This is a genomic window from Litoribacter ruber, assembly GCF_018500185.1.
GTDB lineage: Bacteria > Bacteroidota > Bacteroidia > Cytophagales > Cyclobacteriaceae > Litoribacter > Litoribacter ruber.
The window spans coordinates 20,997-45,313 of the sequence record NZ_JAHBGI010000013.1 but is presented as its reverse complement, the minus strand read 5'-3'; the positions used below and the strand labels follow the sequence as shown (position 1 = coordinate 45,313).

The following is a 24,317-nucleotide window of genomic DNA, read 5'->3' as shown; positions in this document are numbered from 1 at the left end:
TTTAATTAGCTCTTAATCGGCTCTAGCAAAAATTGAATGATCAGTTTTTCTAGAGCCTTTTTATTGATGGGTTTGGTAGTGCAGTCATCCAATCCCGCTTCCAGGCACCGCTCCCTTTCATTATTGAGTGCTGAGGCTGTCAAAGCGATGATAGGGACGTTTTCGCCGTTGGGAAGCTTTCTTATTTCCCCAGTTGCCTCATAGCCGTTCAACTCTGGCATTTGAATATCCATTAGCACTAAGTTGATAGGATGGGAGCTGAAAATTTCAACTGCCTCTCTACCATTTTGAGCTTCGTAAACTTTCACTTTTGGCAAGAGTTTTTTGACGATCTTTTTGGTCAAAATCATGTTTACCGGATTGTCTTCCGCCACCAGGACTTTCACATCCAGGCTCTCAAGTACATTCAATTCAGACACCTCAATATCACTTTGAACTGTTATGCTGTCGGGATTCTGTTTGATAGCCCTATCCACACTAACAAAATTAATATCGCAATAAAACCTACTGCCTTCTCCAAGGATGCTTTTAAGTTTTAATTTGGAGCCCATAAGTGCCAATATTTTATTGCTTATGGTAAGTCCAAGGCCCGTACCTCCAAATTTTCGTGTGGTAGAAGTATCTTCCTGGCTGAAAGCCTCGAAGATCTTGCTTTGGTTTTCTTTTGATATTCCGCAGCCTGTGTCCTTCACCGAAATCCTGATTACGCGCTGGTTATTGATTTTTCGAAGCTGCAGAATGGATAACTCTATTTCCCCTTTCTCAGTAAATTTAATAGCATTGCTCAATAAATTGATCAGCACTTGTTTGATTCTCAATTCGTCCGCTAAAACCAAGCTGTCAATATTGGAATCGAAACTGTATTTCAGGGTAATGTTTTTCTGATATGCCTGATAGGCGATCAAATCCTTGCTTACCGCCCCAAGTTTCTTCAAATCCACAGGCTGAATTTCCAGTTCCATTTTGCCAGCTTCTATTTTGGAGAAATCCAAAATGTCGTTGATTATTCCTATCAGAGAGCTTGCAGACTGGTTAATCAAACCCACATACTGCTTCTGTTCAGGATTGAGCGGTGTGCCGGAAAGCAATTCGGAAAAGCCAATTACGCCATTCAGTGGAGTGCGAATTTCATGACTCATCACGGAAATGAAATCCGATTTCGCTTTGTTTGCCTTTTCCGCAATTGCTTTGGCCTTCCTGACTCTCTTCATGCTGAATCCAATAATGATCAACAGAATGAGCACTGTGACGAATAGCAAAATGAATACATTCCGTTTAAAAATCTGCTGGTTAAGCTGCTCCTGTGCCATGAGCTCATTAGTCAAAGCCTCATGATTGATTTCCTTCAGCTTTTGGTCAAAATCGAATTTGGCCTCCAGCCTTCCCATATTCCTGGAGTTGACTTGGCTGGATAAGGAATCGGACCACGCTGCATATAGAGACCGGTATCGATAGGCTTGTTGCCAGTCACCCAAACGCGCCTCAATATCTGCCATGTAGTTGTAAAGAGTAACAATGTGATCCTTAAACTCGTTTTCCAAACTTAACTCCAAGCCTTCACGAAAATATTCCTTAGCCTTTATGTAATTGCCATTCCGTAGATGGATTTTTCCCAATCTAACCATCACGGATGCCCATGACGATTTGGAATTGGGGTTTTGTAAAAAGGCATATGCCTTTTCAAAATAACTTTGGGCCAAGGTAAAATCCCCTTTGGCTAAATATATATCCCCGTAAGTCCTGTAAGCAAATCCTTTGTGGTAATCAATCTGGGTAAAGTTCTCTACCTTGTTAAGGGTATATAATGCACTGTCATATTCCTTGTTCATATAATGGAGATAAGCCATATTGTTTAAAGACCTCACAATTAATAGACTGTCTCCAATTACGACACTTTCTTCATAGGCCTCCTTCATATATTTCAATGCTGCCTGATGATCCTTGCTACCATCACTGTAAATGGCCCCGATATTAAAAGCTGAGCGGACGCTTAATTTGGGGTGGTTGAGCAAATTTGTCTTCTCGTGTGCTTCCAGCGCATACTCCAACGCCTTTCCATAATTGTCCTGTCGGTAGTGTATCCAGCCCAAGTTGATTAGACTTTCTGTTTGGCCGTATTCATAGCTTAATTTTTTTGACTGCTCATAGGCCAGCTCTGAATTTTCCAAAGCCTCTTTGATGTCGCTTTCAATATGCTCAGTTGACCATTTATTAAGACTGTCGATTTTTTCGGTTGAAGGGGAAGAAATCTGGATGTCCTGGTATCTGACACTGAAGGAAAGCAATGGAATTAACATCAGCATTTGAAATCCCACTAAAACCGACTTTTTCATAACTCACTTATTTTTGCATTTGGCATTACAAGTTTATCGTTTTGACTGCATAAATATGTAGATACAGCGAAATACTCTTGTATGGGCCCAAAAACCAACTATAAAATTTCTACAAAATAGAGAATTATTTTAAATTATACCTTTAATCATAAAATGAATTGCCCTTATTCAGGGGGATTTAAAATAAATCCGGTCAGGACTCCAAGCCCTGACCGGAAGGAAAATCAAACGGATGCCTCTTTTTTCTCCACTATGGATACCTCATTTGCCACCACCTCGGTAATCCACTTTTTGGCCCCGTCCTTATCGTTATAGGTCCGGGTCACCAGTTTGCCTTCCACACTTATTTCACTTCCTTTATCAGCTTTTTCTTCCAAGTATTCTGCCTGCTTTCCCCATGCCACCACGTTGTGCCAATTGGTTTCTGTGGCAAATTCGCCTTTGGCGGTTTTGTAGCTTTCATTGGTGGCCAGATTTAACCTGACCATCTTTCTGTTGTTTTCGAATGTTTTCACATCTGGTTTTGATCCCAGTCTTCCGATTAGTTTTACACTGTTCATGGTTATAAATGATAAAAAGTTTGAAATTGATTTATCACCCCGAGAGGCTTGTGACAAAGTTTGGAAGATTCTCGCAGCTTAGGCGGGTAAAAATTGCTTAAATCTGTTTGTAAACGGTTGTAAACGTTTGCGTTACTGTAATTTACTTGCTATATTCAGTTGTTTTTTCAACTATAACCCATTTTTTATGATAGATACCAACACCAAAACCTGCGTAAGCTGTCACAAAGCCCTGAAAGGAAGGGCTGACAAAAAATTCTGTGATGATTATTGTCGCAACCATTACAACAACCAACTCAAGTCGGTGACCAACAACAGTATTAGAAACATCAATTATGCCCTCAAGAAAAACAGGCATATTCTGGAGGAAATTCTTTCAGAGCGGGAAACCTGCAGAGTCAGTCGTGACAAATTACTAGTCGACGGCTTCCATTTTAAATACCATACCCACACCTACGCTAATAAAAAGAACAACCTGTATAAGTTCTGCTATGATTTTGGTTATTTAGACCTTGAGGATGGAAGCTTTTTGATCGTGAAGACTAGAAATTAGACATCTTCCATCCTTTTCTCAAAACTGTTATCATCCTTTTCATCCAGATCCTTTTCAAGGTAGTCCTTGATGTAGAGCTCTCTCAACATGACCTGTATCACCGCTACCAGTGGAGTGGCCATGATTACCCCGAGAGGACCAGCTAGGATGCCAAGAAGGATCAGAGATGCAAGGGTGATGACAGGAGAAATGGATACCGTCTTTTTATAGATGTATGGCACTAAGACATAGCTTTCAAATTGCTGAATGACCAAGAAGAAGATGCCCACCCAAAGGGCTGTCATCGGGCTTACCAGAAATGCAAGCAAAACGGCTGGTATAGAGGCTAGGATAGGACCTATGTTTGGAATAAAATCCATAAGAAAGGCTAAAAAGCCCAGAGCAAAGGGGGCTGGTACCCCAAATAACATCAATCCAATTGCTGTGGCAATACCTATAAACAGCATGGCGATAAACTTGCCTAGAAGCCACGCCTTCAGCGCGAGATAAACTTGGTTCAGCACATCTTCCAGCCGCCTTCGAAATCGTGGGGCAGCCAACACTACCACGCCCTGGACATATAGCTGGGGGCTTGCAGCAAAAAAGATCCCCATAATAAATATGACCAGCAAATCACCAATAACCCCAAAAGTCCCCGCAAAAAAGCTTCTGGCATATTGCATGAGTTTTTCATCTTCAGGAATAAGGTCATCCTTGTTTTCCTCTACTCTTTCAAATAAAGTTTTTCCCAACTCAGTTTCCTTTATAGTGGATTCAATATTTGACCAAGCTTCAGGAAGTTGTTCACGTACCTCTGCCGCTTGGTTGGCCACCGTTGGAATGATCAAAGTAAAGATACCACCCAAGACAATAAGGAAGGTAAATAGGCTAATAGTAAGGCCGGCCCAATCAGGAAGATTGAATTTTCTCTTGAGGAAATTTGTCCCTGCCCGAAGCATGACAGCCATCAATATGGCCGTAAAAATTAAAAGGAAAAACTGGATGGCATAACCAATAAGCCAAAACAACCCGATTAAAAATAAAACGATTATGGCTGCTGATAAAATTTTGTTGTTGAATCTTGAATGTTGGTCCATGAAAGGGAAAAGTAGTTAAGTTTAGGGGTCTGTAATAACAACTGATGTATCTACAAAGAGTTTAATTTTACTCATTTGATAACCGGCACATCATTTTTCCCTTACTATCTTTTTCTACAAAATTCAATGAAAAATTTCTATATTCATATTTATGATTTGAATAAAAGCCATACAACTAATTAAATATGAAAAGAAAATTACTGTTGACAATAGCAGGTCTAGCCCTGTTTCAGGTAGGAACATTTGCCCAAAAAACTTACATACACGCCGGCAAAGTGGTGGATGTGAGAAACAATAGTATGCTCCAGGAGAGAACCATCCTGGTGGAGGATGACAAGATTATTTCCATCACCAGCGGGTACCATTCGGGTGGGGAGGAGGATAAAGTAATCAACCTAACGGAGTATACCGTGATGCCCGGCTTGATGGATATGCATGTGCACATGGAAAGCGAGACCGGTCCTTCACAGTACATAGAAAGGTTTACCAACAACGAGGCGGATATAGCTTTCAATGCTGCGGTATATGCGGAGCGAACTCTTATGGCTGGATTTACAACCGTTAGGGACCTGGGAGGCTCTGGGGTGAATATTTCCCTTCGAAACGCTATCAATGCCAACAAAATAAAAGGTCCCAGAATATACACTTCCGGCAAATCAATCGCTCCCACTGGAGGGCATGCCGATCCAACTAATGGCATGAAAGGATCACTGATGGGGGATCCGGGGCCAGAAGTTGGAGTAATCAATGGAGAGTCAGACGCCAGAAAAGCTGTTCGCCATCAAGTAAAACGAGGAGCCGATCTAATCAAAATCACAGCTACGGGTGGGGTGCTAAGCGTGGCCCGGGATGGTTCAGCACCCCAGTTTCAGCAAGATGAAATAAACGCCGTAATCCAGACAGCCAAGGATTTTGGAATCCATGTAGCCGCACATGCCCATGGGGATGAAGGCATGCAGCGTGCCGTGGAGGGAGGAATCCATTCCATAGAACACGGCACGATGATGACGGAAAAAACTATGGAAATGATGAAAGAAAACGGGACCTGGTATGTTGCTACCATCACCGCGGGCATGTCCGTGGCCGAATATGCCAAAATCCCGGGGTACTATCATCCGGCCGTAAAGGCCAAAGCAGAAGCTATTGGCCCCCAGATACAGGGCACTTTTGAAAAAGCCTATAAAAAAGGAGTAAAAGTGGCTTTTGGGACCGATGCGGGGGTATTTCCTCATGGCGAAAATTACAGAGAATTTATCTATATGACTGAAGTGGGGATGCCCAACCTAGAGGCCATTCAGTCAGCTACCTTGAGGGCAGCTGAACTATTGGGAGAGGAAGATAAAATGGGTGTACTGGAAGAGGGAATGCTTGCCGATATCATAGCCGTGGAGGGGGATCCCGAGCAGGATATAGCAGTGATGGAGAATGTAGTATTTGTGATGAAAGGCGGGGAGGTTTTCAAAAACGGAAAGGAGTAACTGAAGTCAAAACCAGTTTTTCTTTTTGAAATAATACAACATCAGCCCAGCGCTGAGGATGAAAAACACCCATACAATTAAATAACTGTATTCCCATTCCAGTTCCGGCATGTGGGTAAAGTTCATACCGTATACACCAGCAATGAAGGTAAGAGGGATGAAAATGGTGGCTATAATTGTCAGCGTTTTCATCACCTCATTTTGCTTGATACTCAGCTGCGTCATGTATATTTCCACGAGCGTAGTGATGGTTTCCCTTTGCAATTCCAGATTTTCTAGAATCTCGATGGTGTGTTCATAGGTGTCGTTGAGATAGATCTGGTTCTTTTCATTAAGGACCGGGTGGTCTGATTTTTTCCAATCAGAAATGATTTCCCGCATGGGCCAGGTGTTCTTTCGGATCTCCTGGAGAGTTTTTCGGTGGATGTATAAATCCTCCAGTTTCACTTTTTTCCTTGCCTTTATGATTTGATCCTCTAAATCTTCATTGGCTTCACTTACCATTTCCATTACCTTGTAATAATGGTCGGTGATGGCGTTGATCAGGGTGTAGGCAAAATAATCGGAACCTAATTTCCTCATCCGGCCGGTTGGGTTTTCTAATCTGGTCCTGATAGGGTCAAACACATCCTTGTGGTTTTCCTGAAAAGTGATCACATAATTGGGGCCTATCAAAAGGCTGATTTGCTCAATTTCCAGCTCTTCCAAAGCTCGTTTGGTGTAAATCATTTTGGTACTGACGAAAACAAAATCATCAAATTCCTCAAATTTTGGCCGCTGTCCCGTGTCCATGATGTCCTCAATGGTAAGGGAGTGGATGTTTAAAAGATTGCCAAGTTCAGATATCAGCTTATGATCGCCTAGGCCGGAAATGTTAAGCCATATTTTGTGGGGGCCTTTCAGGAGTTCGGTTAATTGCCCGGCACTGGTGAGAAGGTGTTTCTCGAAAAAATTTTCTCCAAACAAATAAAGCTCCATAGGGGAGCTTATTGATTCTATTTGAGCCTCCATATTCATTTAAAGAAGCTTTTTTAGTTTTTCAGGTGTTAGCGGTTTTTCTATAAACCCACTTACACAGTCATATTCCTCAGCTTTTTGCCTGTCCTGAAAATCAATGGAACTGGAAAGCATTACGATTTTGTCCTTTCTGCAGTTGCACGAATCCAAATACTGGCTCAAAAAGTCCCAGCCGTTCATTACGGGCATGTTGATGTCCAAAAGAATGAGAAGCCTTTCTTCCTTGTGCAAAGATTGTATGCAACCCAAAGCCTTCTCGGCTTCCAGGTATTCGGCCACCCTCGGACTAATGTCCAATTTACTAATCAACCTTTTGTTAATCAGGTTATTAATGGGGTCGTCGTCAATTAATACAATTGAATCAAATGAATACATCAATCGTTTTAAGCTTAGTTGGTCTATAGTTTTATCACCAGTAGCAGGTAAGTTACAATTATAAATTTATTATAAAAAAAATATCATATTAAATTCTACTTAGAAATGTACACATGTTGCAGAAGCCAAAAAAGTGTATAAAAAAAAGCGAGGATACCTGCTGATATCCTCGCTCTAATATTGAGAAAGTTGGTATTACATCATACCGCCCATTCCGCCGCCGCCCATTGGAGGCATGGCTGCTCCGCCTTCTTCTTTCACATCAGCTACCACACATTCGGTAGTAAGCAATAGAGCTGCGATAGAAGCTGCGTTTTCCAAAGCCAATCGGGTAACCTTGGTAGGGTCGATAACACCGGCTTCGAAGAGGTCTTCAAACTCATCCGTTCTAGCGTTGTAACCATAGTTTCCTTGGTTTTCTCTGATTCTGTTGATGATCACAGAACCTTCACCGCCAGCGTTGGAAACGATAGTTCTCAATGGAGACTCAATCGCCAGTCTTATGATGTTGATACCCGTATCCTGATCTTCGTTGTCACCTTTCAGTGAATCCAAAGCTGAAGCAGCTCTGATCAAGGCAACACCCCCACCTACTACTACACCTTCTTGTACAGCAGCTCTGGTAGCGTGAAGCGCATCATCCACTCTGTCTTTCTTCTCTTTCATTTCAACTTCAGTAGCCGCACCGATATAAAGGATAGCTACACCGCCAGAAAGTTTGGCAAGCCTTTCCTGAAGTTTCTCTCTGTCATAATCAGAAGTAGTCTTCTCGATCTGAGATTTGATTTCAGAGATTCTGCCTTGGATAGCAGAGGAGTCACCGGCACCGTTTACGATGGTGGTGTTATCTTTGTCAATGTTGATTTTCTCAGCAGTACCAAGATACTCAACAGTTGCGTTTTCAAGCTTGTAACCTCTTTCTTCAGAAATCACGGTACCGCCAGTCAAAATCGCGATGTCTTCCAACATAGCTTTTCTTCTGTCACCGAAACCTGGAGCCTTAACAGCCGCAACTTTCAGCGCACCTCTGATTTTGTTTACCACAAGGGTAGCCAAAGCTTCACCGTCCACATCTTCAGCGATGATCAACAAGGGTCTGCCGGACTGCGCCACTGGCTCCAATACCGGAAGCAATTCCTTCATGGAAGAAATCTTCTTGTCATAGATCAAGATGTATGGGTTCTCCAATTCAGCTTCCATTCTTTCAGTGTTGGTAGTGAAGTATGGAGAAAGGTAACCTCTGTCAAACTGCATACCTTCTACAGTTTTCACTTCAGTTTCGGTACCTTTTGCTTCTTCTACAGTGATCACACCGTCCTTACCAACTTTGTCCATGGCATCGGCGATCATCTTGCCGATTTCCTCGTCATTGTTGGCAGAAACTGTAGCTACTTGCTGGATTTCCTTAGAAGTAGAGATTTCTTTGGAGTTAGCCTTCAATTGGTTCACAACCGCTGCTACAGCTTTGTCGATACCTCTTTTCAGATCCATTGGGTTGGCACCTGCGGCTACGTTTTTGATCCCTACGTTGAAGATAGACTGGGTAAGCACGGTAGCGGTGGTAGTACCGTCACCGGCGTTATCAGCAGTTTTAGAGGCAACCTCTTTCACCAACTGAGCACCCATGTTTTCGATTGGCTCTTCCAATTCGATTTCCTTAGCTACGGAAACACCATCTTTAGTGATAGTAGGAGCGCCAAATTTCTTGTCGATGATTACATTACGACCTTTTGGTCCCAAGGTAACTTTTACTGCGTCAGCAAGAGCATCTACACCTTTTTTCAGTTTGTCTCTCGCGTCGGTATTGAAAAATAATTCTTTAGCCATTTTTGAATGAATTTTTTAAGTTTTCGAACTTGTTTTTGAGGGTAATGAGATTGATTAAAGAATAGCGAAGATGTCCGCTTCTCTCATGATCAAATAATCGCTACCGTCTACAGATAGCTCGGTGCCGGCATATTTTCCGTAAAGCACGGTGTCGCCAACTTGTACAGTCAATGGTTCATCTTTTTTGCCGTTTCCAACTGCTACTACGGTGCCTTTTTGTGGCTTCTCTTTCGCAGTGTCCGGGATGTAAAGTCCAGATGCAGTTTTCTCTTCAGCAGCAGCAGGTTCTACCAGAACTCTGTCCGCAAGTGGTCTGATGTTCACTTTTGACATAGTTATTAATTTTTAAAGGTTAGTTTCTTTTATCCCTCTCATTGCATTTTATGTGCCATGGCCTAAATACTGACATAAAGTCCTTCTTTGCCCAGCAGCCATGTCAGAAGCAAAATTAATTGGCATTATTACTGTCAATTTTTCTAGGGGACAGTGCGATAAACTGTCAGTTTTTTTGTAAATTTTTAAAAATGTTAGCCTATGAAAACTTTGTCAGACAATTGGTTTGCCGAAGGGCTGGTTGATTTTGAGTACAAAAAATACCTGCTGCTCGCCTACCTGCAACATGCCAAAAAAGAATTTGACCATGTCAAGCTTTATCCGGTTTTGGGAGATTTGATCAAGCAGCATCAGACCCTTTCAGCTTTTCAAAAACAAAAATCCAACCTCAACAATGCTTTTCCCAAAAAGCTCACAGGTACGGATATTTCCAAATTAAAGCTCAATTACGAAAAATTAGTAGAAGATGGGGAAATGATGCAGGAACTTGAGCAAATAATTGAGTTTGCCATCCCAAAGCTCAAATCTCATATCGAAAGCGGGAAAGATATTTATAATTTTATCGAGCAGCATCTGGAAATCGAGTCTGTGGGACTCACACCCATTTATCAAAGGGAAGGATATGTGTTGCTGACTCAGGAAAAGGATAGCCAAATTTATATTTACCGCTATGAGGTCAGCCTGTTCCAGTATAGCATGGATAAATTCAGATCAATTTTGTTGAAGTTCGTAAAGCGCGTCAATAGGAGTCTGGTCAATACCATTGAACAAATCAAGCTTGACTTGGCCAGAACCTATCAGGAACTGCCCAACCCTGCCACCTGGCGAATCCACTCCAGGCATCAGGTACCCCTAGACGAAAGCCTAATCCCAATCAGCAAAAGACTGCTGCTCCAGCATATACCATAAAAAAAACACCGGGCTTCATACCCGGTGTTTTTTTCTTAAGTGGCACTTTCTATTTGTATCTGACCCTACTGTTATTAATAATTTCAACATCTATCACTGAAGAGGCCTGTTTTGTCGACGGAAAGGCTCTGTGCAACTCTTTGGCAAACTCTGAGAAACACTGTGTCCCTTTAGTTTCCGAGAATGGGTTTCCTTCTCCTCAAGGATACCCATTCTTCTTCTTCATCAAAGATTTCTCATGAAGCCCTGGGGAAGGAGGGGAGGCGATGACTTTCTCCTCTCCATGTTGCGCCTCAACTTTGGCCAAAGCCTCTTGCTGTCTTCTTAAAGTCCTATTTTTTATGACTTCCGCACCCGGTCTGCCAAACAGTATCTCTCTGGCTTCCTTCGCGTTTTCAGCCTGTCTCAAGTCTTTCCAGATATCTACAAATTCATGGAAAACCAAGGTTACTGGGTTGTAGGTATTCAGCTCCTTAGTGATACCATAAGTCGGTCTTTCTTCCTCAGGCATAAAGGTGCCAAACATCCTGTCCCAAATGATAAAGGTGGAACCGTAATTTTTGTCCAAATATTTTTCATCACTGGCATGGTGCACACGGTGGTGGCTAGGCGTGGTGAAAATGTATTCGATAGGTGCTGGCAGCTTTTTAATATATTCAGTATGGATCCAGAATTGGTAAAGCACGGCAATTTGATGACAGATGAAAAACACAAATGGATCAAAACCCATCATCACCACTGGTACAAAGAATATGAATTTAATATGCTGGGTCCAACTCAAGCGGAAAGATACCGAAAAGTTGTATTTTTTGGAGTTGTGATGGGTCACGTGCGTTGCCCACCAAAAGCGGTTTTCGTGAGAAATCCTATGCGCCCAGTATCTGGCAAAATCAATAGCAATAAAGCAGGCGATGAAAGACCACCAAGTAGCTGGAATTTTCCAAGGTACAACGTTCCAAAAGAAAAGTACAATACCAAAGATGGCTACTTTGATTAGTGCGCTTATACCCACATTGATAAAGCCAATTGTAGAAGCGGCAAGGAAATCTTTTTTGTCATAGGCGTCCTTTTGATTTTTGTAGAGGCTAATTCCCCATTCCAGAAACACTAGGGCAAACATCACAGGAGCTGCCCATAGGATAATATTTGGCCAGTCATGCACGCCTATTTCCTCTAGGGTTAGGTGATTTTCAAACATAAATGATGGTAGTTAGTTTGTAATTGGTTTTTATATAACCCTTAATTTACAAAGAATATTGGCACAATCCAAGCAAAGAAAAATGAAGAGTCTTTGATAAATATATAAAAATGTGCATAAAATATAATAAAAAACTAAATTGGAGTATTCAGATTTGAAGTGACCGCAAAAAAATAAGGCTATTCGAAAATAGCCTTATTGAAAGTTTTGATACGGATTTTATTATTCTCCGCCCTCTTGTGGTTGCTCTTCTGTAGCTGGAGTCTCCTGGGATGGAAGCAATTCCTGCTGCTGGCCTTCTCCACCGAAGGTAGGAGCCACGCCTCTTTGCTGTCTTGCGCTTTCCACATTTGGAGACACAAAGTTGCTGCCTGCGCTGGTGTCATAGAATGCAGTAGAACCTAGTGAAAGCAATAGGATGCCAATGGCCAATACCCATGTGGCTTTCTCCAAAATATTACCAGTTTTGGTAACCCCCATAATCTGAGAAGCACTTCCACCAAATGCCGCTCCAACTCCACCTTTTGAGTTTTGACCCAAAATCACCAAAATCAATAATACGGCAAGGATAAGGGTAATGCTAATAATTATAGTAAACATAATCTATATATTTTAATCTTCTAATTTCTTCATTAAGTCCGCAAAGTAAGCTTTTTTCTGTGGAAATTTCAAAATTAATTTTTGATATATTTCCTTGGCCGCAGCGGTTTTGCCTTGTTGGGTAAGCAATTTGGCATATGACTCGGATACCAGCCTTTCATTTATCTGGGTACTTTTCGTGGACAGATCCTCAAGTTTGTTTACATCCTCATTTTCTCGGATGGCTGCCATCTTGATGGACTTTTTGCTAAACTCCTTGATTATATCACTTTGAGCCAGCTTTTTGGTGTCTTTGATTTCCTTTTTGTCCCTCTTCTTGATGGATTCTAGGATCTCATCTGTCTGCCTTTTTTTCCTTTTGATAGGCTTTTTCTTAGGGGCAGGTTTGGCCTCAGGTTCCGCTTCCGCTTTCATTTCCTTTGGCGTATCCACACTATCTGAAGGAGTTTCCTTTTTGAGTTTCGATAGGTTTTCCTCTAACTGCCTCAAAATATCCACCCGGTTGCTCGGTGGGCCGGGTAGGGGTTCTATGATACTTTTATCTTCATCCTCTTTGGCCGGCTCCAGGTTTACCTCGGGTTTTTCTTCTTCAGTTTTGCTCTTGACCTCCTCCCCGGTAATAAGTCTAGGTTTCTGGGTTTCTTTTTCTGCCTCCTCAGGAGAAGTTACGATTTCAGGTTTTTCCTCCTTCTTATCAGCCTGTTCCTGACTTTCAACAATTTCCGGTTGGTCACCTGAAGGTTCATTCTGGGCCTCCTGCGGGATTATGATCTCCGGCTGATCCTTTACCTCAGGTTCCTCTATCTTCTCAATTACCGGTTCCGTGTAAACTTTTTTGAAGTCAATATCCTGCTCCAGTATTTTCTTGAGCCAAACCCTGTTGGGGCTTAAAGCTGCCGCCCAATGTAGGAATTCCTCATTGGTGGAATCCCGGGCATACTCAATCTTGGCCGCCAGCACCATCGGTATCTGGAAGTAAGGGAAGGATTGGTGCAGCTTTATTAAGTGGTGCAGATCATCCCTTTGAAGCTCGTTGCCTTTCTCAATAAGCGATAAAAATTGACTTGAGTTCACGGTTTACAGTGGTTTAGATTCCAAATTAAACATTTTTTTACCAGTTGGCTACAGTGGCGGTAAAAATATCCTGAATAATGTTTTCGAATATCACCTCGATTAATTCTGTTTCCACCTGTAGCAAGGAGGTGTTTCTTGGGTCATAATCCTGGAAAAAGGAGAAAGTTCGGCTTAAGCTTTCTTCGTCATTTTGCATATTGACAAAGTCCACCTGAACCGCGATACTCAGACGCATCTGGCCTGCCCGGTCTGGAAGGTTGGGGTCTGGGCTACTTACGGTTGCTTGGGGATCAATGCTGTATCGTGTGATTGATCCCTCAAATTGCAGGTCCCCATTGGTCCTGATCAGCTCCAGCTGGGTGTTACGCTGGAAATATTCCTTCAAGGATTCCGTAAACAGCTGGCCCATATTCGCCGGCCCGCCTCCGGCATCGTTGAAGAAGTTTTCTACCGAAAAGGTCCTGGTCACGTCATAATCCAGGGTAGTACCCGTAAAACTGTATTCAATCCGACAAGCCGAGAATAAAAAAATGGGAATGAACAGCGTCAGAAGAGCCTTTTTATTCACTGATATCATACTGCTTAATCTTTCTGTATAAGGTGCGCTCCGAGATGCCAAGATCCTGGGCTGCGTATTTCCTCTTATTGTTGTGTTTCTTTAACGCTCTGATGATTAATTCCTTTTCTTTCTTCTCAATAGAAAGTGAATTGTCATCTTCCTCGTGGATAATGTCCTCTATGGAGCCATCCTCATAATTGTTTGAATAATCCTCCTTTTCTTTACTGGAATTGCTGGAATCCAATACCAACGGGAGGGAGGAAGAAGGGCCTTGGCTACTGTCAAAAGGCTGAGAACTATCCATGTCCTCAAATAAGGTCTGGTGTTTCTTGATGATGTTTTGGTTCAGTCCGCCAGAATGATAGGACTCCAACACCAGCTTTTTAAGCTCTGTCATGTCCTTTTTCATATCAAAAAGAACTTTATATAGAATTTCCCTTTCGGAGAAATCAGCCGATTCAGCACCTGCCGATGAGCCTACATAGGCAGCCGGCAGCCTAGACTGGTCTGTAGGCAGATATTTGGAAAGGGTAATGGCGTCCACGTCCCTTTCGGTCTCCAACAAACTGATCTGCTCAGCAAGGTTTTTCAGCTGACGAATATTTCCAGGAAAAGGAAACTTTATCAGCAACTGCTGGGCTTCGGCATTCAAAGCTATAGGCTTGACTTGGTATTTTTCAGAAAAGTCAGTGGTGAATTTCCTGAAAAGCAAAACCACATCTTCGCCTCGCTCACGCAACGGGGGCACATATATCGGCACCGTGTTGAGACGGTAATACAGGTCTTCCCTGAACTTGCCTTTTTCTACGGCTTTAATCAGGTTAACGTTGGTGGCGGCTATCACCCGCACATTGGTCTTCAGTACTTTAGAGCTTCCGACTTTGATAAACTCACCATTTTCCAAAACCCGCAGCAACCTGGCTTGGGTTCCCAAAGGCATTTCGCCGATTTCATCAAGGAAAATTGAGCCACCATCGGTCACCTCGAAATATCCCTTTCGGGCTTCATGGGCACCGGTAAAGGAGCCTTTTTCATGACCAAAAAGCTCAGAGTCTATAGTGCCTTCCGGGATTGCCCCACAGTTGATGGCAATGAATTTTCCGTGCTTTCTGGTGCTGAGGGAATGGATGATTTTGGAAAATGACTCCTTCCCGCTACCGCTCTCACCGGTGATGAGTACGGTCATGTCCGTAGGAGCAGCCTGCATGGCCACCCGGATGGCATGGTTGAGAAGGGGGCTGTTGCCGATAATTCCGTACCGTTGCTTGACGGATAATATTTCAGAATCTTTAATCATAAGCTTATGCTACAACCTCCCCGAATAAAGTGGCAGGAGTGCAATCGGTGATTTTTACCTTCACATAATCGCCCGGCTTCAAGTCGCCTGCCGGTATGATGACCACCTTGTTGGCAGAGTTTCGGCCCTTCAGTTGCTCCTCAGATCTTTTTGAAGTACCCTCGACGAGGATTTCCTGAATCCGGCCCACATCCATCTGATTTCTCTCAAGACTCAACTTGCTCTGCTTATCAATGATCTCCTGGAGTCTGCGTTTTTTGATTTCCAATGGAATATCGTCCACAAACTTCTTGGCAGCCAGGGTGCCTGGTCTTTCTGAATAATAGAACATGTAAGAAAAATCGTATTTTACAATGTCCATGATGGTCAAGGTATCCTGATGCTCCTCTTCGGTTTCAGTGCAGAAACCTGCTATCATGTCCGATGAAATACCGCATTCATCTCCCAGGATTTCCCTGATCTTGGATACTCTTTCCAAATACCATTCACGGTCGTAGGTTCTGTTCATCAGGTCTAGCACCCTGCTGTTACCACTCTGCACAGGCAGGTGTATGTATTTGCAGATGTTGTCGTACTTTTTCATGGTGTAAAGCACTTCATCCGTAATGTCTTTGGGGTGGGAGGTGGAGAACCTTACCCTAAGTTGAGGGCTGACCTCTGCCACCATTTCTAGTAAATTGGCAAAATTGACAATTTCGGTAACCTCACCTTTTTTATTAAGTCTAGCTTTGTTGTTCTCTTCCGGTGACCATTTGTAGCTGTCCACATTCTGGCCCAGAAGGGTGACTTCTTTATAGCCCTGGGCAAATAGCTGCTCGGCCTCCTGTACGATGGAGTGCGGGTCGCGGCTTCTCTCCCGGCCCCTTGTAAAAGGCACCACACAGAAAGAGCACATATTGTCACAGCCACGCATGATGGAAATAAATGCTGAAATGCCGTTGGAGTTTAGCCTTACAGGAGCAATATCGGCGTAGGTTTCCTCTCTTGAAAGGAAAGTGTTTACCCCTTTGCTTCCCTCTTCTGCTTGGGATACCAAGTTGGGAAGGTCACGGTAGGCATCTGGGCCCACTACCACGTCCACGAGCTTTTCTTCTTCCAGAAGCTTCTCCTTCAGCCTTTCGGCCATGCAGCCCAAGACCCCTATGGTCAATTCCGGCTTTTCCTTTTTGATCGTATTGAACTGGCTCAGGCGCTTTCTGACAGTCTGCTCGGCCTTGTCCCGGATAGAACATGTGTTAAGGAAAATCACATCCGCCAGCTCAAATTCAGAAGTGGTATCATAACCGTTTTCCTTCATAATGGAAGCCACGATCTCACTGTCAGAGAAATTCATTTGGCAACCATAACTTTCAATATAAAGCCTTTTGCTCTTGCCGGTATTCTCGTCTGCTGTGGTCTTAAAATCACAGGCTTGCGCCTCCTCAGCCGAAATGATATCTATATCCTTAATAATATTCTCCATAATAGTCCTTACTTTCAGACTGCGAAATTAAGAAAATACCGACAAAATGACAGTTAAATAGTCATAAATCTTTATTGTCAGAATTCCCCAGGTTTTTCAAAAAACGGGTATGAACTGTCTCAGGACATGGATTTTATGTACTTATTTTAAAAATATTGGATTGTTTGTAAAAACAATTTAGTCCAACAAAGTCTTATTATTAACATCATTGGCCTACAGCATTGTAAGAGTTTGAAAAAAGGAAAGCAAATTTTTATAAAGATATTAAAAATACTAGGATGGTTTTTTGTTGGGGTGATCACCCTGATCGTCATCCTATTATTATTCATAAGAAGCCCATGGGGGCAGAATATCATCGTCAGCAAAGCTACCAATTACCTGGAAGGTGAAATTGGGACTAGGGTGGATATTGGCCGCCTGTTTTTCACCTTCAGGGGCAACCTTTTCATTGAGGATTTCTACATGGAAGACCAGCAGGGCGACACCCTGTTCTACACCCGTTCACTTGAGACTGGCGTGGCCCTATGGCCTCTGATTACCTCCAATGAAATCCACGTGCCCCGTTTGGAATGGGACGGCCTGCGGGCCAATGTCCACCGGGATGAGGAAACCGAACGCTTCAACTTTGACTACATCATTGATGCTTTTACCAGTGAGGAACCACAGACCGAAGAACGGGAAGTGACCGACGAGGAAGGGGAGCCAATGAAAATTGAACTTGGACCTATTCGGTTCAGCGATTTTCACCTCACATATAATGACGGGGTGATGGGCATTGAAAGCTTCTTTACCCTCGGCCAGCTCAACGTGGACATAGAGCGGATGGACATGGAAAAGATGTCCTATTACATTTCAAATGTCGAATTCTTGGACAGTGAGGGCTTTTACAGGCAAACCAAACCATTTGAACCCACCGATGAAGATACCACCGAAGCCGGAGCATTACCATTGTTGATCCTGGACAATTTTCAGGTCAGAAATGTAAAAATGTTCTATGAATCTGAACCAGACGGAATGCTTGCCGATGTGCTTTTGGGTGATGTGAGAGTCAACCTTCCGGAGGCGGACCTGGAAAAGAATAAGATTTTATTGAAGGAGTTTAGGCTGCATGACAGTTTCATCACTTTCAAAACCCGGGATGAAATGGTGGAGGAAACAGAAGCCGATACCACCGAAGAGCCAATCGAGGAAGTCCCGGAATCCACCCCATTTGAATGGCCGGAATGGATAGTGGAAATCGGGGAAGTTTCCCTGAGGGACAACCGGATTCTCTATCAGGCAGGAGATGTGGAGCCACGTGAGGGGTATTTCAATCCCAACGCGGTAGCTATTGATGATTTCAACCTAGTAGTCAGTAACCTGTTTCTCAAAGACCAAGAAGCGGGCTTGCGCTTAGATAGATTTGATTTCGTAGAGAAAAGCGGTTTTCGACTGGATGAGTTTGGGTTGAAAATCAACGTGTCCGAGCGGGCATTTGATTTGGCGAATCTTTCCCTAAAAACCAATAAAAGTACTTTGCAAGGGGATGTGGGCCTTACTTATGCTTCCCTTCAGAACCTGATGGACAATCCCGAAAATTCCGGCATGAGAATCAATATTCCCACCATCCGACTTTTCCTGGATGAAGCTTTTGTGTTTGCTCCAGAATTGAGGCAAAATGAATACTTCGTCGCCGCTGCCCAGCACCCCCTAAGAGGCAACCTGAACGTCACCGGGAACTTAAGCGAGCTCCAAATTCCCTCCTTCGAACTCCAATGGGCCGACCGCACAAGGTTGATTGCAAATGGACTTGTCAGAAACCCTCTCGATGAGGACAAGCTTTTCCTGAATTTTGACAAAATCCTTTTTGAGTCCGAGAGAGAAGAGCTTTTGGCCTTTGTAAACGAGGAGGAAATGGGTGTGAGACTACCCAAAACCATCCGGCTGGAAAGCAATGTGACAGGCAGTCCCTCCGAAATTGAAGCCACTGCAGATCTTATTTTGCCGGATAGCAGGATAAATCTTGATGCCTATTATAAAGACCAAGACCAATTGGTGTACAGGGCCAAGCTGGACGTGATCGACTTGAATCTAGGACAACTGCTGATGGATCCTGAAATGGGCATGCTAAGCTTCTCGCTGGAATCTGAGGGCCAAGGTAGAAGTTTGAATGAACTCGACGCCTATCTGACTTCCGATTTCCGCACCTTCCAGATGTACGGTCAGGACCTATCCGATCTTTCCATCTCTGGAACCATGAAAAACGGTAGGGGAGACCTGGAGCTAGAACTTGAAAATGACCACCTTGATTTTGATTTCACCGGTTGGGTTAACCTAGATTCAGTGTACACCGAAGCTGAAATTATTCTAGACTTGAAAGGAGCTGATTTATATGAATTAGGTATGACCAGCGACATCTTGAGGGCAAGTGGGTACCTCACAGCCACATTTGAAGGGAATTTGGAGGATTATAATGTCACGGCCCGAATTGAGGAAGGCGCAATTTTAAAAGAAAGAAGACTGTATTCCTTGGGTCCATTTGGTCTGACGGCTAGGATTAAGGAAGACTCAACAAGCGTGGACCTAAGCAGCGAAATGCTTTTTACCAAATTGAGATCAAATTCATCACCTGAAGAACTGGTGGCCGGAATCCAGCGGCAGTTTAGAACATACCTTTCCGATTCGGTGTACACAGATACAATCGGGAAACCGGTGGAAATGCGGATGGAAATGGCATTTTGGCAGACGCAATTGCTGAATGAGGTCTTTCTCCCCGGGCTGGAGGAAATGGATTCTCTTTTTCTGGAAGTGGATTTCAATGAAGCAGAAAATATATTTGCCGCCGAAATGCTGCTCCCATATGTCAATTACAGCAATCTGGAAATTGACAGCATAGGCTTTAGGGTCAATGGCGTGGGGGATGACTTGCGTTTCGGCTTTGGATTGGTGGCCCTCGAGACGGGGCCTGTGTCCATGGGTAGGACATATTTTAGCGGGGAGGTGGAAGGAGACCGGCTGTTTATAGATTTCAATTCCTTTGACGGGGAAGAGCGGCTTATCCACCTGGCTACCGATATAGGCTACCGGGGGGATACATTGAGTATCCATATTGATCCTGAAGATTTGGTGTTTAACAAGCGGACTTGGGATATACCCCAGGACAACGAAATCCAGCTTGCCGATCAATTCATAAATTTCAACAATTTCATATGGTCACGGGCCAATCAGCGCATGCATATTACCTGTGGGGTAGAAGGCATTGAGGAGGACCATGTTGGGGTGACATTTGAAAACTTCCAGCTGAGCACGTTCTTGACCCTGTTGAATCCAGATGAACCGCTTGCTAGTGGAGCCCTTAAGGGCAGGCTGGTCGTCAAGGAGCCATTTGGCGCCACGGGGATCCTGGCCGATCTGAACATCAATGAGCTCAGGGCGATGGATGTGCTTTTGGGCAACCTATCCCTGGATGCCAAGTCAGTGGAAGGAGATCAATATGATTTCAACCTTGCCCTCAAAGATGGGGGGATTGATTTGGATCTGGTAGGAGATTATATAGCCGATCCGGAAGGGGCCAGGCTTAATTTAAATTTAGACATCAATGAGGTATTGATGGAAGTCATTACAGGCCTTTCCGGTGATCAATTGTTGAATGGTGAAGGATATTTATCCGGCAACGTTGATGTGCAGGGAACCACCGCCGATCTTGAATACGATGGGGTGCTGAAATTTTCCGGGGCGGCATTCACGGTGGCCGAGCTCAATTCCCGATTCAAATTATCAGAAGAGGATTTGAGGGTGGACAACTCCGGCCTGTATGTAAATAAGTTCACCATTTTGGATGAAAAAGGGGATGCCTTTACCTTGGATGGAGAAGTATTAACCGAAGACATGGCCAACCCAACTTTTGACCTCAGACTTACCGCTTCCAATTTTCAGGTTATAAACTCCACCAGTGATGACAACGAACTCTTTTTCGGCAGAGCCGCAATTGATGCGGATGTCACCATCGGTGGGGACTTGAATCTGCCGGTTATTGATGGAAGGCTAAAAGTAAGGGAGGGAACCAAACTGACCTTTATAGTTCCGGAAACCCAATTGGACTTGGTGGAAAGAGACGGCACGGTAATATTTGTGAACCGCTCCGACCCAGATGATATCATGACCCGAAAAATCCCTGAGGCAGCTACCAACTTCTCAGGGTTCCGGTTGACCTCCATTTTGGGAATCGATAGAAATGCCGAGTTCAATGTAGTCGTTGATGAAAGAAGTGGTGACAATCTCCGAGTGGTGGGAGAGGCAGACCTTAGTTTTGACATCGACCCCAACGGTAGGATGTATCTGTCTGGATCCTATGAAATAATGGAAGGCCATTATGAAATGAGCCTTTACCAATTGGTAAACAGAAGGTTTGAACTTTATGAGGGTTCAAGGATCACCTGGTCAGGTGACCCTATGGATGCTATGCTAGATATAAGTGCCATCTATAGGATTCGTACCTCGCCATCTGAATTGATGTCCTCCCAGCTTACGGGTGCCGATGCGGATATGAGAAACCGCTACAGACAGGAATTGCCGTTTATGGTGTTCTTGAATGTGGAGGGCGAAATGCTAAGACCCGAAATATCTTTTGGCCTTGATATGCCTGAAGAACAGCGCGGAGCCATCGGGGGCAACGTGTACACCCGTGTACAACAGGTCAACCAACAGGAAGATGAATTGAATAGACAGGTGTTCTCCCTCTTGGTTTTAAACCGGTTTTTCCCTGATACAGGTGGGGATGGGACCGGCGGCGGAATGTCTACACTGGCCAGGTCAAGTGTGAGCCAAGTGCTCTCCGGTCAGCTGAACGATCTTGCCGGAAACCTCCTCGGAGGTACCGGTATAGAGCTGGATTTTGATTTGGACAGTTTCCAGGATTATCAGACCGGAGCCCCCCAGGATAGGACCCAGCTTAACGTAAGTGCCCGGAAAAGGATGATGGATGACCGCCTCATCGTCCAGGTAGGTAGCCAGATGGATATCGAAGGCAGCAGCCAGATGGAAGACCAATCCAGCCAAGTGATTGGAAATGTCAGCGTGGAATACTTGCTGACCGAAAATGGGAGATACAGGCTTAGAGGTTTTAGAAGAAACCAATTTGAAAGTATCGTGGATGGCCAACTCATCGTTACCGGCATTTCGGTGATATTCAATAGGGAGTTCAACATGTTTAGAGAGCTTTGGTCGGGAAGTGACCTTTCCAAGCAAGGTGATCCTGTCAACCCGATTTCTAAGAAAGAAGAAGAAAACAGAAACGGCGAGAAGGAAAAAAGAGATAGGGAAAGAAGGGAAAACAACTCCAACAATACACCTAGTAGAACTGAAGAAAATCAAGAAGAAAATGAATAGAAGTTTATTTTTCTATATAGCCATCATGACTTTTTTCCTTCTGGAATCCTGTAACGTGAAAAAGTTTATTCCCGAAGGGGAGTATCTATACACGGGATCTGAGGTAGAATATATAAAAGAAGGGGAGGTGCGAGACTTCAACGAAGTACGGGGAAGGCTCAATTCCTTATTACCCGAGCCGAACAGCACCTTTTTAGGGCAACGGATTGGACTTTGGGCACATTACAAAGGCAGTCAGGAAAAGCCGGGTTTTATTAACCGTTTTCTGAAAAATAGATTGGGGGAAGAGCCCGTTTACCTAAGCGATATAAGTGCCACGAGAACCGAACAGCTTTTGGTCAACCGTATGGAAAATATGGGATACTTCTTTGGCAGGACATCCTCTGAGGTTATCCGCAAAGACCAATTTGCCGAAATTGAATTCAAAGCCTACTTGCCTTCCCCTTACCTGATCGGCAATGTGCAGATCGACCGGGATTCATTGCCTATCGAAAAGGAGATGAAAGCACTCCTCGAGGAAGCTGACATCAAGTCAGGAGACAGATTTGATTTGCAGAAACTTCAGGCCGAAAGAATCAGAATCGACAACGAATTAAAAACCAGAGGATATTACAATTTCAATTCCGACTACCTGATTTTTGAAGCCGATTCAAGTGGGGATGAGGCTAAAAAAATCGACCTTTTTTTAAGGTTAAAAAATGAAGCGCCCTCATCAGGCATCATTCCCTACAGAATCAACGAAATTAAGATTTTCCCTAATTACTCTGTACTTGAAGACGGGGGAAAACTGGATACCACAATAATCAACGACAAAAAGTACATACAGGGCAACAAAGTATTCAAGCCACACCTTTTGGATGAATACATTTTGATCCAGCCTGGTGACACCTACAGCTCAACTCAATCCAGGTTGACTAGGAATAGGCTAAGTGGTATAGGAAATTATAGATATGTAAATGTGCGATTCTCTGAGCTGGATAGCATTGCCGAAGATGGATATGGAAAGCTAGACGGTAACATTTACCTCTCGCCAGTTACCAGAAGGGCACTTAGGGCCGAGCTTCAAGGGCTTTCAAAATCCAACAACTTTGCCGGCCCGGGGCTGCAGGTTTCCCTGCAAAACCGCAACCTCTGGAATGGGGGCGAGGTGCTCAACCTATCGGCCAAGATCGCCTATGAAACCCAAATTGCGGCCGGAGAACGACAGGGGCTAAATTCCTTGGAGCTGGGCTTGAAAGCAGACCTTATTTTTCCCCGAGTCATCTTTCCTATTCCGATCAGTGAAAGATTTTCCTACTCTGTGCCCAAAACAAAAATGTCTTTGGGGGCAGAATACCTGAACAGGGGGGACCTGTATAGGCTCTATAGTTATTTGGCCTCGTATGGCTACTTCTGGAATCAAAACAGGTTTGTCTACCACGAGATCAATCCCATCAGCATCAGCTTTGTAAACATGACCAATGCCTCTCCCGAGTTTGAGGCGATTCTTGATGGGAACCCGTTTTTAAGAAACAGTTTTGAGCAGCAGTTCATCGCCGGTATCAATTATACCTTTAACTATAATCAAATGGTGGATGCCCACCGTACCCACAGCATTTTTGTGGGGACTACCATTGATATTGCCGGAAATGGTTTAAATCTTATCACCCGGACTTTTGGAGAAGATCCATCGACATTTTTTGGGCTTAATTATGCCCAATACGCCCGAGGGGATGTGGATTTCAGATATTACTGGAAAATTGACTCCAATAACACTATTGCTACACGCCTATTCGGCGGATTGGGTATCCCTTATGGGAACTCCGTGTCTCTGCCATTTGTAAAGCAATACTTTGCAGGCGGGCCAAATAGCATTAGGGCCTTTAGGATCAGGTCGCTTGGACCGGGGACTTACAGACCTGAGCAGTTTGACATCGGATCATTTTTCGATCAGGCGGGGGACATCCGCTTGGAAGGTAATATTGAATACCGCTTCCCGATAGTTTCAGTACTGAAAGGGGCCCTCTTCTTGGATGCAGGCAACATTTGGCTTCAAAACGAGAACGAGGCCCTCCCTGGAGGTACATTTTCTTCGCAGTGGTACAAGGAACTGGCGGTGGGTACCGGATTTGGTGCGAGGATAGACATCGATTTCTTTGTGATCCGATTTGATATAGCCACCCCGATAAGACGTCCTTATCTGCCTGAGAATGAACGCTGGGGCAATACTTTTGACATTGGCAGCAGTGAGTGGAGGCGGGAAAACCTCATCTTTAACTTTGCGATCGGCTATCCATTCTAAACAAAAAAAGACCTCAGT

General features: G+C 43.9%; 18 protein-coding genes. 5 read left to right on the top strand and 13 right to left on the bottom strand.

Features of this window, described 5'->3' with window-relative positions; translation table 11 throughout:
* Positions 1-5: 5 nt before the first annotated feature.
* The gene (locus KIH41_RS15610; protein WP_214162971.1) at positions 6-2,333 is read right to left on the bottom strand and encodes a tetratricopeptide repeat-containing hybrid sensor histidine kinase/response regulator; all 2,328 of its coding nucleotides are present in this window, start codon (positions 2,331-2,333) and stop codon (positions 6-8) included.
* 224 nt (positions 2,334-2,557) lie between these two features.
* Positions 2,558-2,893, bottom strand: coding sequence for a single-stranded DNA-binding protein (locus tag KIH41_RS15605; RefSeq protein WP_213945556.1), 336 nt, complete (start codon positions 2,891-2,893; stop codon positions 2,558-2,560).
* A gap of 187 nt (positions 2,894-3,080) precedes the next feature.
* Here KIH41_RS15605 and KIH41_RS15600 point away from each other — a divergent pair, with 187 nt between their 5' ends.
* Entirely contained in the window at positions 3,081-3,446 is a 366-nt protein-coding gene (locus KIH41_RS15600; protein WP_214162970.1) for a BTB/POZ domain-containing protein, read from the top strand.
* On the opposite strand, the gene KIH41_RS15595 is transcribed toward KIH41_RS15600, so the two are convergent.
* On the bottom strand, positions 3,443-4,522 hold the full coding sequence (locus KIH41_RS15595; protein ID WP_214162969.1) for an AI-2E family transporter: 1,080 nt from the start codon (positions 4,520-4,522) through the stop codon (positions 3,443-3,445). The two genes, KIH41_RS15600 and KIH41_RS15595, sit on opposite strands and share 4 nt — an antisense overlap.
* A 185-nt stretch (positions 4,523-4,707) precedes the next feature.
* Between KIH41_RS15595 and KIH41_RS15590 the strand changes: the two genes are divergently transcribed.
* Positions 4,708-6,000: a metal-dependent hydrolase family protein gene (locus KIH41_RS15590; protein ID WP_214162968.1), complete on the top strand. Its 1,293-nt coding sequence runs from the start codon at positions 4,708-4,710 to the stop codon at positions 5,998-6,000.
* Between the two features lie 6 nt (positions 6,001-6,006).
* Here the strand turns inward: KIH41_RS15590 and corA are convergent, their stop codons facing one another.
* The 4 genes from corA to KIH41_RS15570 all read right to left on the bottom strand — a co-directional run bounded on the left by corA (position 6,007) and on the right by KIH41_RS15570 (position 9,552).
* Positions 6,007-6,978: a magnesium/cobalt transporter CorA gene (gene corA / locus KIH41_RS15585; RefSeq protein WP_214162967.1), complete on the bottom strand. Its 972-nt coding sequence runs from the start codon at positions 6,976-6,978 to the stop codon at positions 6,007-6,009.
* 39 nt (positions 6,979-7,017) lie between these two features.
* Positions 7,018-7,392, bottom strand: a complete 375-nt coding sequence (locus KIH41_RS15580) for a response regulator (protein WP_213945551.1) — start codon at positions 7,390-7,392, stop codon at positions 7,018-7,020.
* A gap of 195 nt (positions 7,393-7,587) precedes the next feature.
* Complete coding sequence (groL, locus tag KIH41_RS15575) at positions 7,588-9,219, bottom strand: chaperonin GroEL (RefSeq protein WP_213945550.1); 1,632 nt, start codon at positions 9,217-9,219, stop codon at positions 7,588-7,590.
* Between the two features lie 54 nt (positions 9,220-9,273).
* On the bottom strand, positions 9,274-9,552 hold the full coding sequence (locus tag KIH41_RS15570; protein WP_143961663.1) for a co-chaperone GroES: 279 nt from the start codon (positions 9,550-9,552) through the stop codon (positions 9,274-9,276).
* A 201-nt stretch (positions 9,553-9,753) separates the two neighbouring features.
* Here KIH41_RS15570 and KIH41_RS15565 point away from each other — a divergent pair, with 201 nt between their 5' ends.
* A complete protein-coding gene (locus KIH41_RS15565; protein WP_213945549.1) occupies positions 9,754-10,461 on the top strand; it encodes a hypothetical protein in 708 nt (235 codons plus the stop codon).
* Between the two features lie 199 nt (positions 10,462-10,660).
* Here KIH41_RS15565 and KIH41_RS15560 read toward each other — a convergent pair whose 3' ends face one another.
* From KIH41_RS15560 to miaB, 6 genes are all read right to left on the bottom strand, one after another.
* Positions 10,661-11,659 (bottom strand): sterol desaturase family protein, encoded by a 999-nt coding sequence (locus KIH41_RS15560; protein ID WP_213945548.1) that lies wholly within the window; start codon positions 11,657-11,659, stop codon positions 10,661-10,663.
* Between the two features lie 222 nt (positions 11,660-11,881).
* Positions 11,882-12,259 carry a preprotein translocase subunit SecG gene (secG, locus tag KIH41_RS15555; RefSeq protein WP_214162966.1) on the bottom strand — a complete coding sequence of 126 codons (378 nt, stop codon included), beginning with the start codon at positions 12,257-12,259 and terminating at the stop codon, positions 11,882-11,884.
* 12 nt (positions 12,260-12,271) lie between these two features.
* On the bottom strand, positions 12,272-13,333 hold the full coding sequence (locus KIH41_RS15550) for a hypothetical protein (RefSeq protein ID WP_214162965.1): 1,062 nt from the start codon (positions 13,331-13,333) through the stop codon (positions 12,272-12,274).
* 37 nt (positions 13,334-13,370) lie between these two features.
* Entirely contained in the window at positions 13,371-13,910 is a 540-nt protein-coding gene (lptE, locus tag KIH41_RS15545; protein WP_213945545.1) for an LPS assembly lipoprotein LptE, read from the bottom strand.
* Entirely contained in the window at positions 13,894-15,189 is a 1,296-nt protein-coding gene (locus KIH41_RS15540; RefSeq protein ID WP_214162964.1) for a sigma-54 interaction domain-containing protein, read from the bottom strand. Before KIH41_RS15540 ends, lptE begins: the two co-directional genes overlap by 17 nt.
* A gap of 4 nt (positions 15,190-15,193) precedes the next feature.
* Positions 15,194-16,651, bottom strand: coding sequence for a tRNA (N6-isopentenyl adenosine(37)-C2)-methylthiotransferase MiaB (gene miaB, locus KIH41_RS15535; protein WP_213945543.1), 1,458 nt, complete (start codon positions 16,649-16,651; stop codon positions 15,194-15,196).
* A gap of 231 nt (positions 16,652-16,882) precedes the next feature.
* On the opposite strand from miaB, the gene KIH41_RS15530 reads away from it, so the two are divergent.
* Entirely contained in the window at positions 16,883-22,018 is a 5,136-nt protein-coding gene (locus tag KIH41_RS15530) for a translocation/assembly module TamB domain-containing protein (RefSeq protein WP_246539175.1), read from the top strand.
* Positions 22,011-24,299, top strand: coding sequence for a translocation and assembly module lipoprotein TamL (tamL, locus tag KIH41_RS15525; protein ID WP_246539173.1), 2,289 nt, complete (start codon positions 22,011-22,013; stop codon positions 24,297-24,299). Before KIH41_RS15530 ends, tamL begins: the two co-directional genes overlap by 8 nt.
* Positions 24,300-24,317 lie beyond the last annotated feature (18 nt).

What these genes read in the sequence shown, in the direction of transcription:
- KIH41_RS15610 (WP_214162971.1), bottom strand. Translation starts at nt 2,333, where the DNA reads ATGAAAAAGTCGGTTTTAGTGGGATTTCAAATGCTGATGTTAATTCCA.
- KIH41_RS15605 (WP_213945556.1), bottom strand. Translation starts at nt 2,893, where the DNA reads ATGAACAGTGTAAAACTAATCGGAAGACTGGGATCAAAACCAGATGTG.
- KIH41_RS15600 (WP_214162970.1), top strand. Translation starts at nt 3,081, where the DNA reads ATGATAGATACCAACACCAAAACCTGCGTAAGCTGTCACAAAGCCCTG.
- KIH41_RS15595 (WP_214162969.1), bottom strand. Translation starts at nt 4,522, where the DNA reads ATGGACCAACATTCAAGATTCAACAACAAAATTTTATCAGCAGCCATA.
- KIH41_RS15590 (WP_214162968.1), top strand. Translation starts at nt 4,708, where the DNA reads ATGAAAAGAAAATTACTGTTGACAATAGCAGGTCTAGCCCTGTTTCAG.
- corA (WP_214162967.1), bottom strand. Translation starts at nt 6,978, where the DNA reads ATGGAGCTTTATTTGTTTGGAGAAAATTTTTTCGAGAAACACCTTCTC.
- KIH41_RS15580 (WP_213945551.1), bottom strand. Translation starts at nt 7,392, where the DNA reads ATGTATTCATTTGATTCAATTGTATTAATTGACGACGACCCCATTAAT.
- groL (WP_213945550.1), bottom strand. Translation starts at nt 9,219, where the DNA reads ATGGCTAAAGAATTATTTTTCAATACCGACGCGAGAGACAAACTGAAA.
- KIH41_RS15570 (WP_143961663.1), bottom strand. Translation starts at nt 9,552, where the DNA reads ATGTCAAAAGTGAACATCAGACCACTTGCGGACAGAGTTCTGGTAGAA.
- KIH41_RS15565 (WP_213945549.1), top strand. Translation starts at nt 9,754, where the DNA reads ATGAAAACTTTGTCAGACAATTGGTTTGCCGAAGGGCTGGTTGATTTT.
- KIH41_RS15560 (WP_213945548.1), bottom strand. Translation starts at nt 11,659, where the DNA reads ATGTTTGAAAATCACCTAACCCTAGAGGAAATAGGCGTGCATGACTGG.
- secG (WP_214162966.1), bottom strand. Translation starts at nt 12,259, where the DNA reads ATGTTTACTATAATTATTAGCATTACCCTTATCCTTGCCGTATTATTG.
- lptE (WP_213945545.1), bottom strand. Translation starts at nt 13,910, where the DNA reads ATGATATCAGTGAATAAAAAGGCTCTTCTGACGCTGTTCATTCCCATT.
- KIH41_RS15540 (WP_214162964.1), bottom strand. Translation starts at nt 15,189, where the DNA reads ATGATTAAAGATTCTGAAATATTATCCGTCAAGCAACGGTACGGAATT.
- miaB (WP_213945543.1), bottom strand. Translation starts at nt 16,651, where the DNA reads ATGGAGAATATTATTAAGGATATAGATATCATTTCGGCTGAGGAGGCG.
- tamL (WP_246539173.1), top strand. Translation starts at nt 22,011, where the DNA reads ATGAATAGAAGTTTATTTTTCTATATAGCCATCATGACTTTTTTCCTT.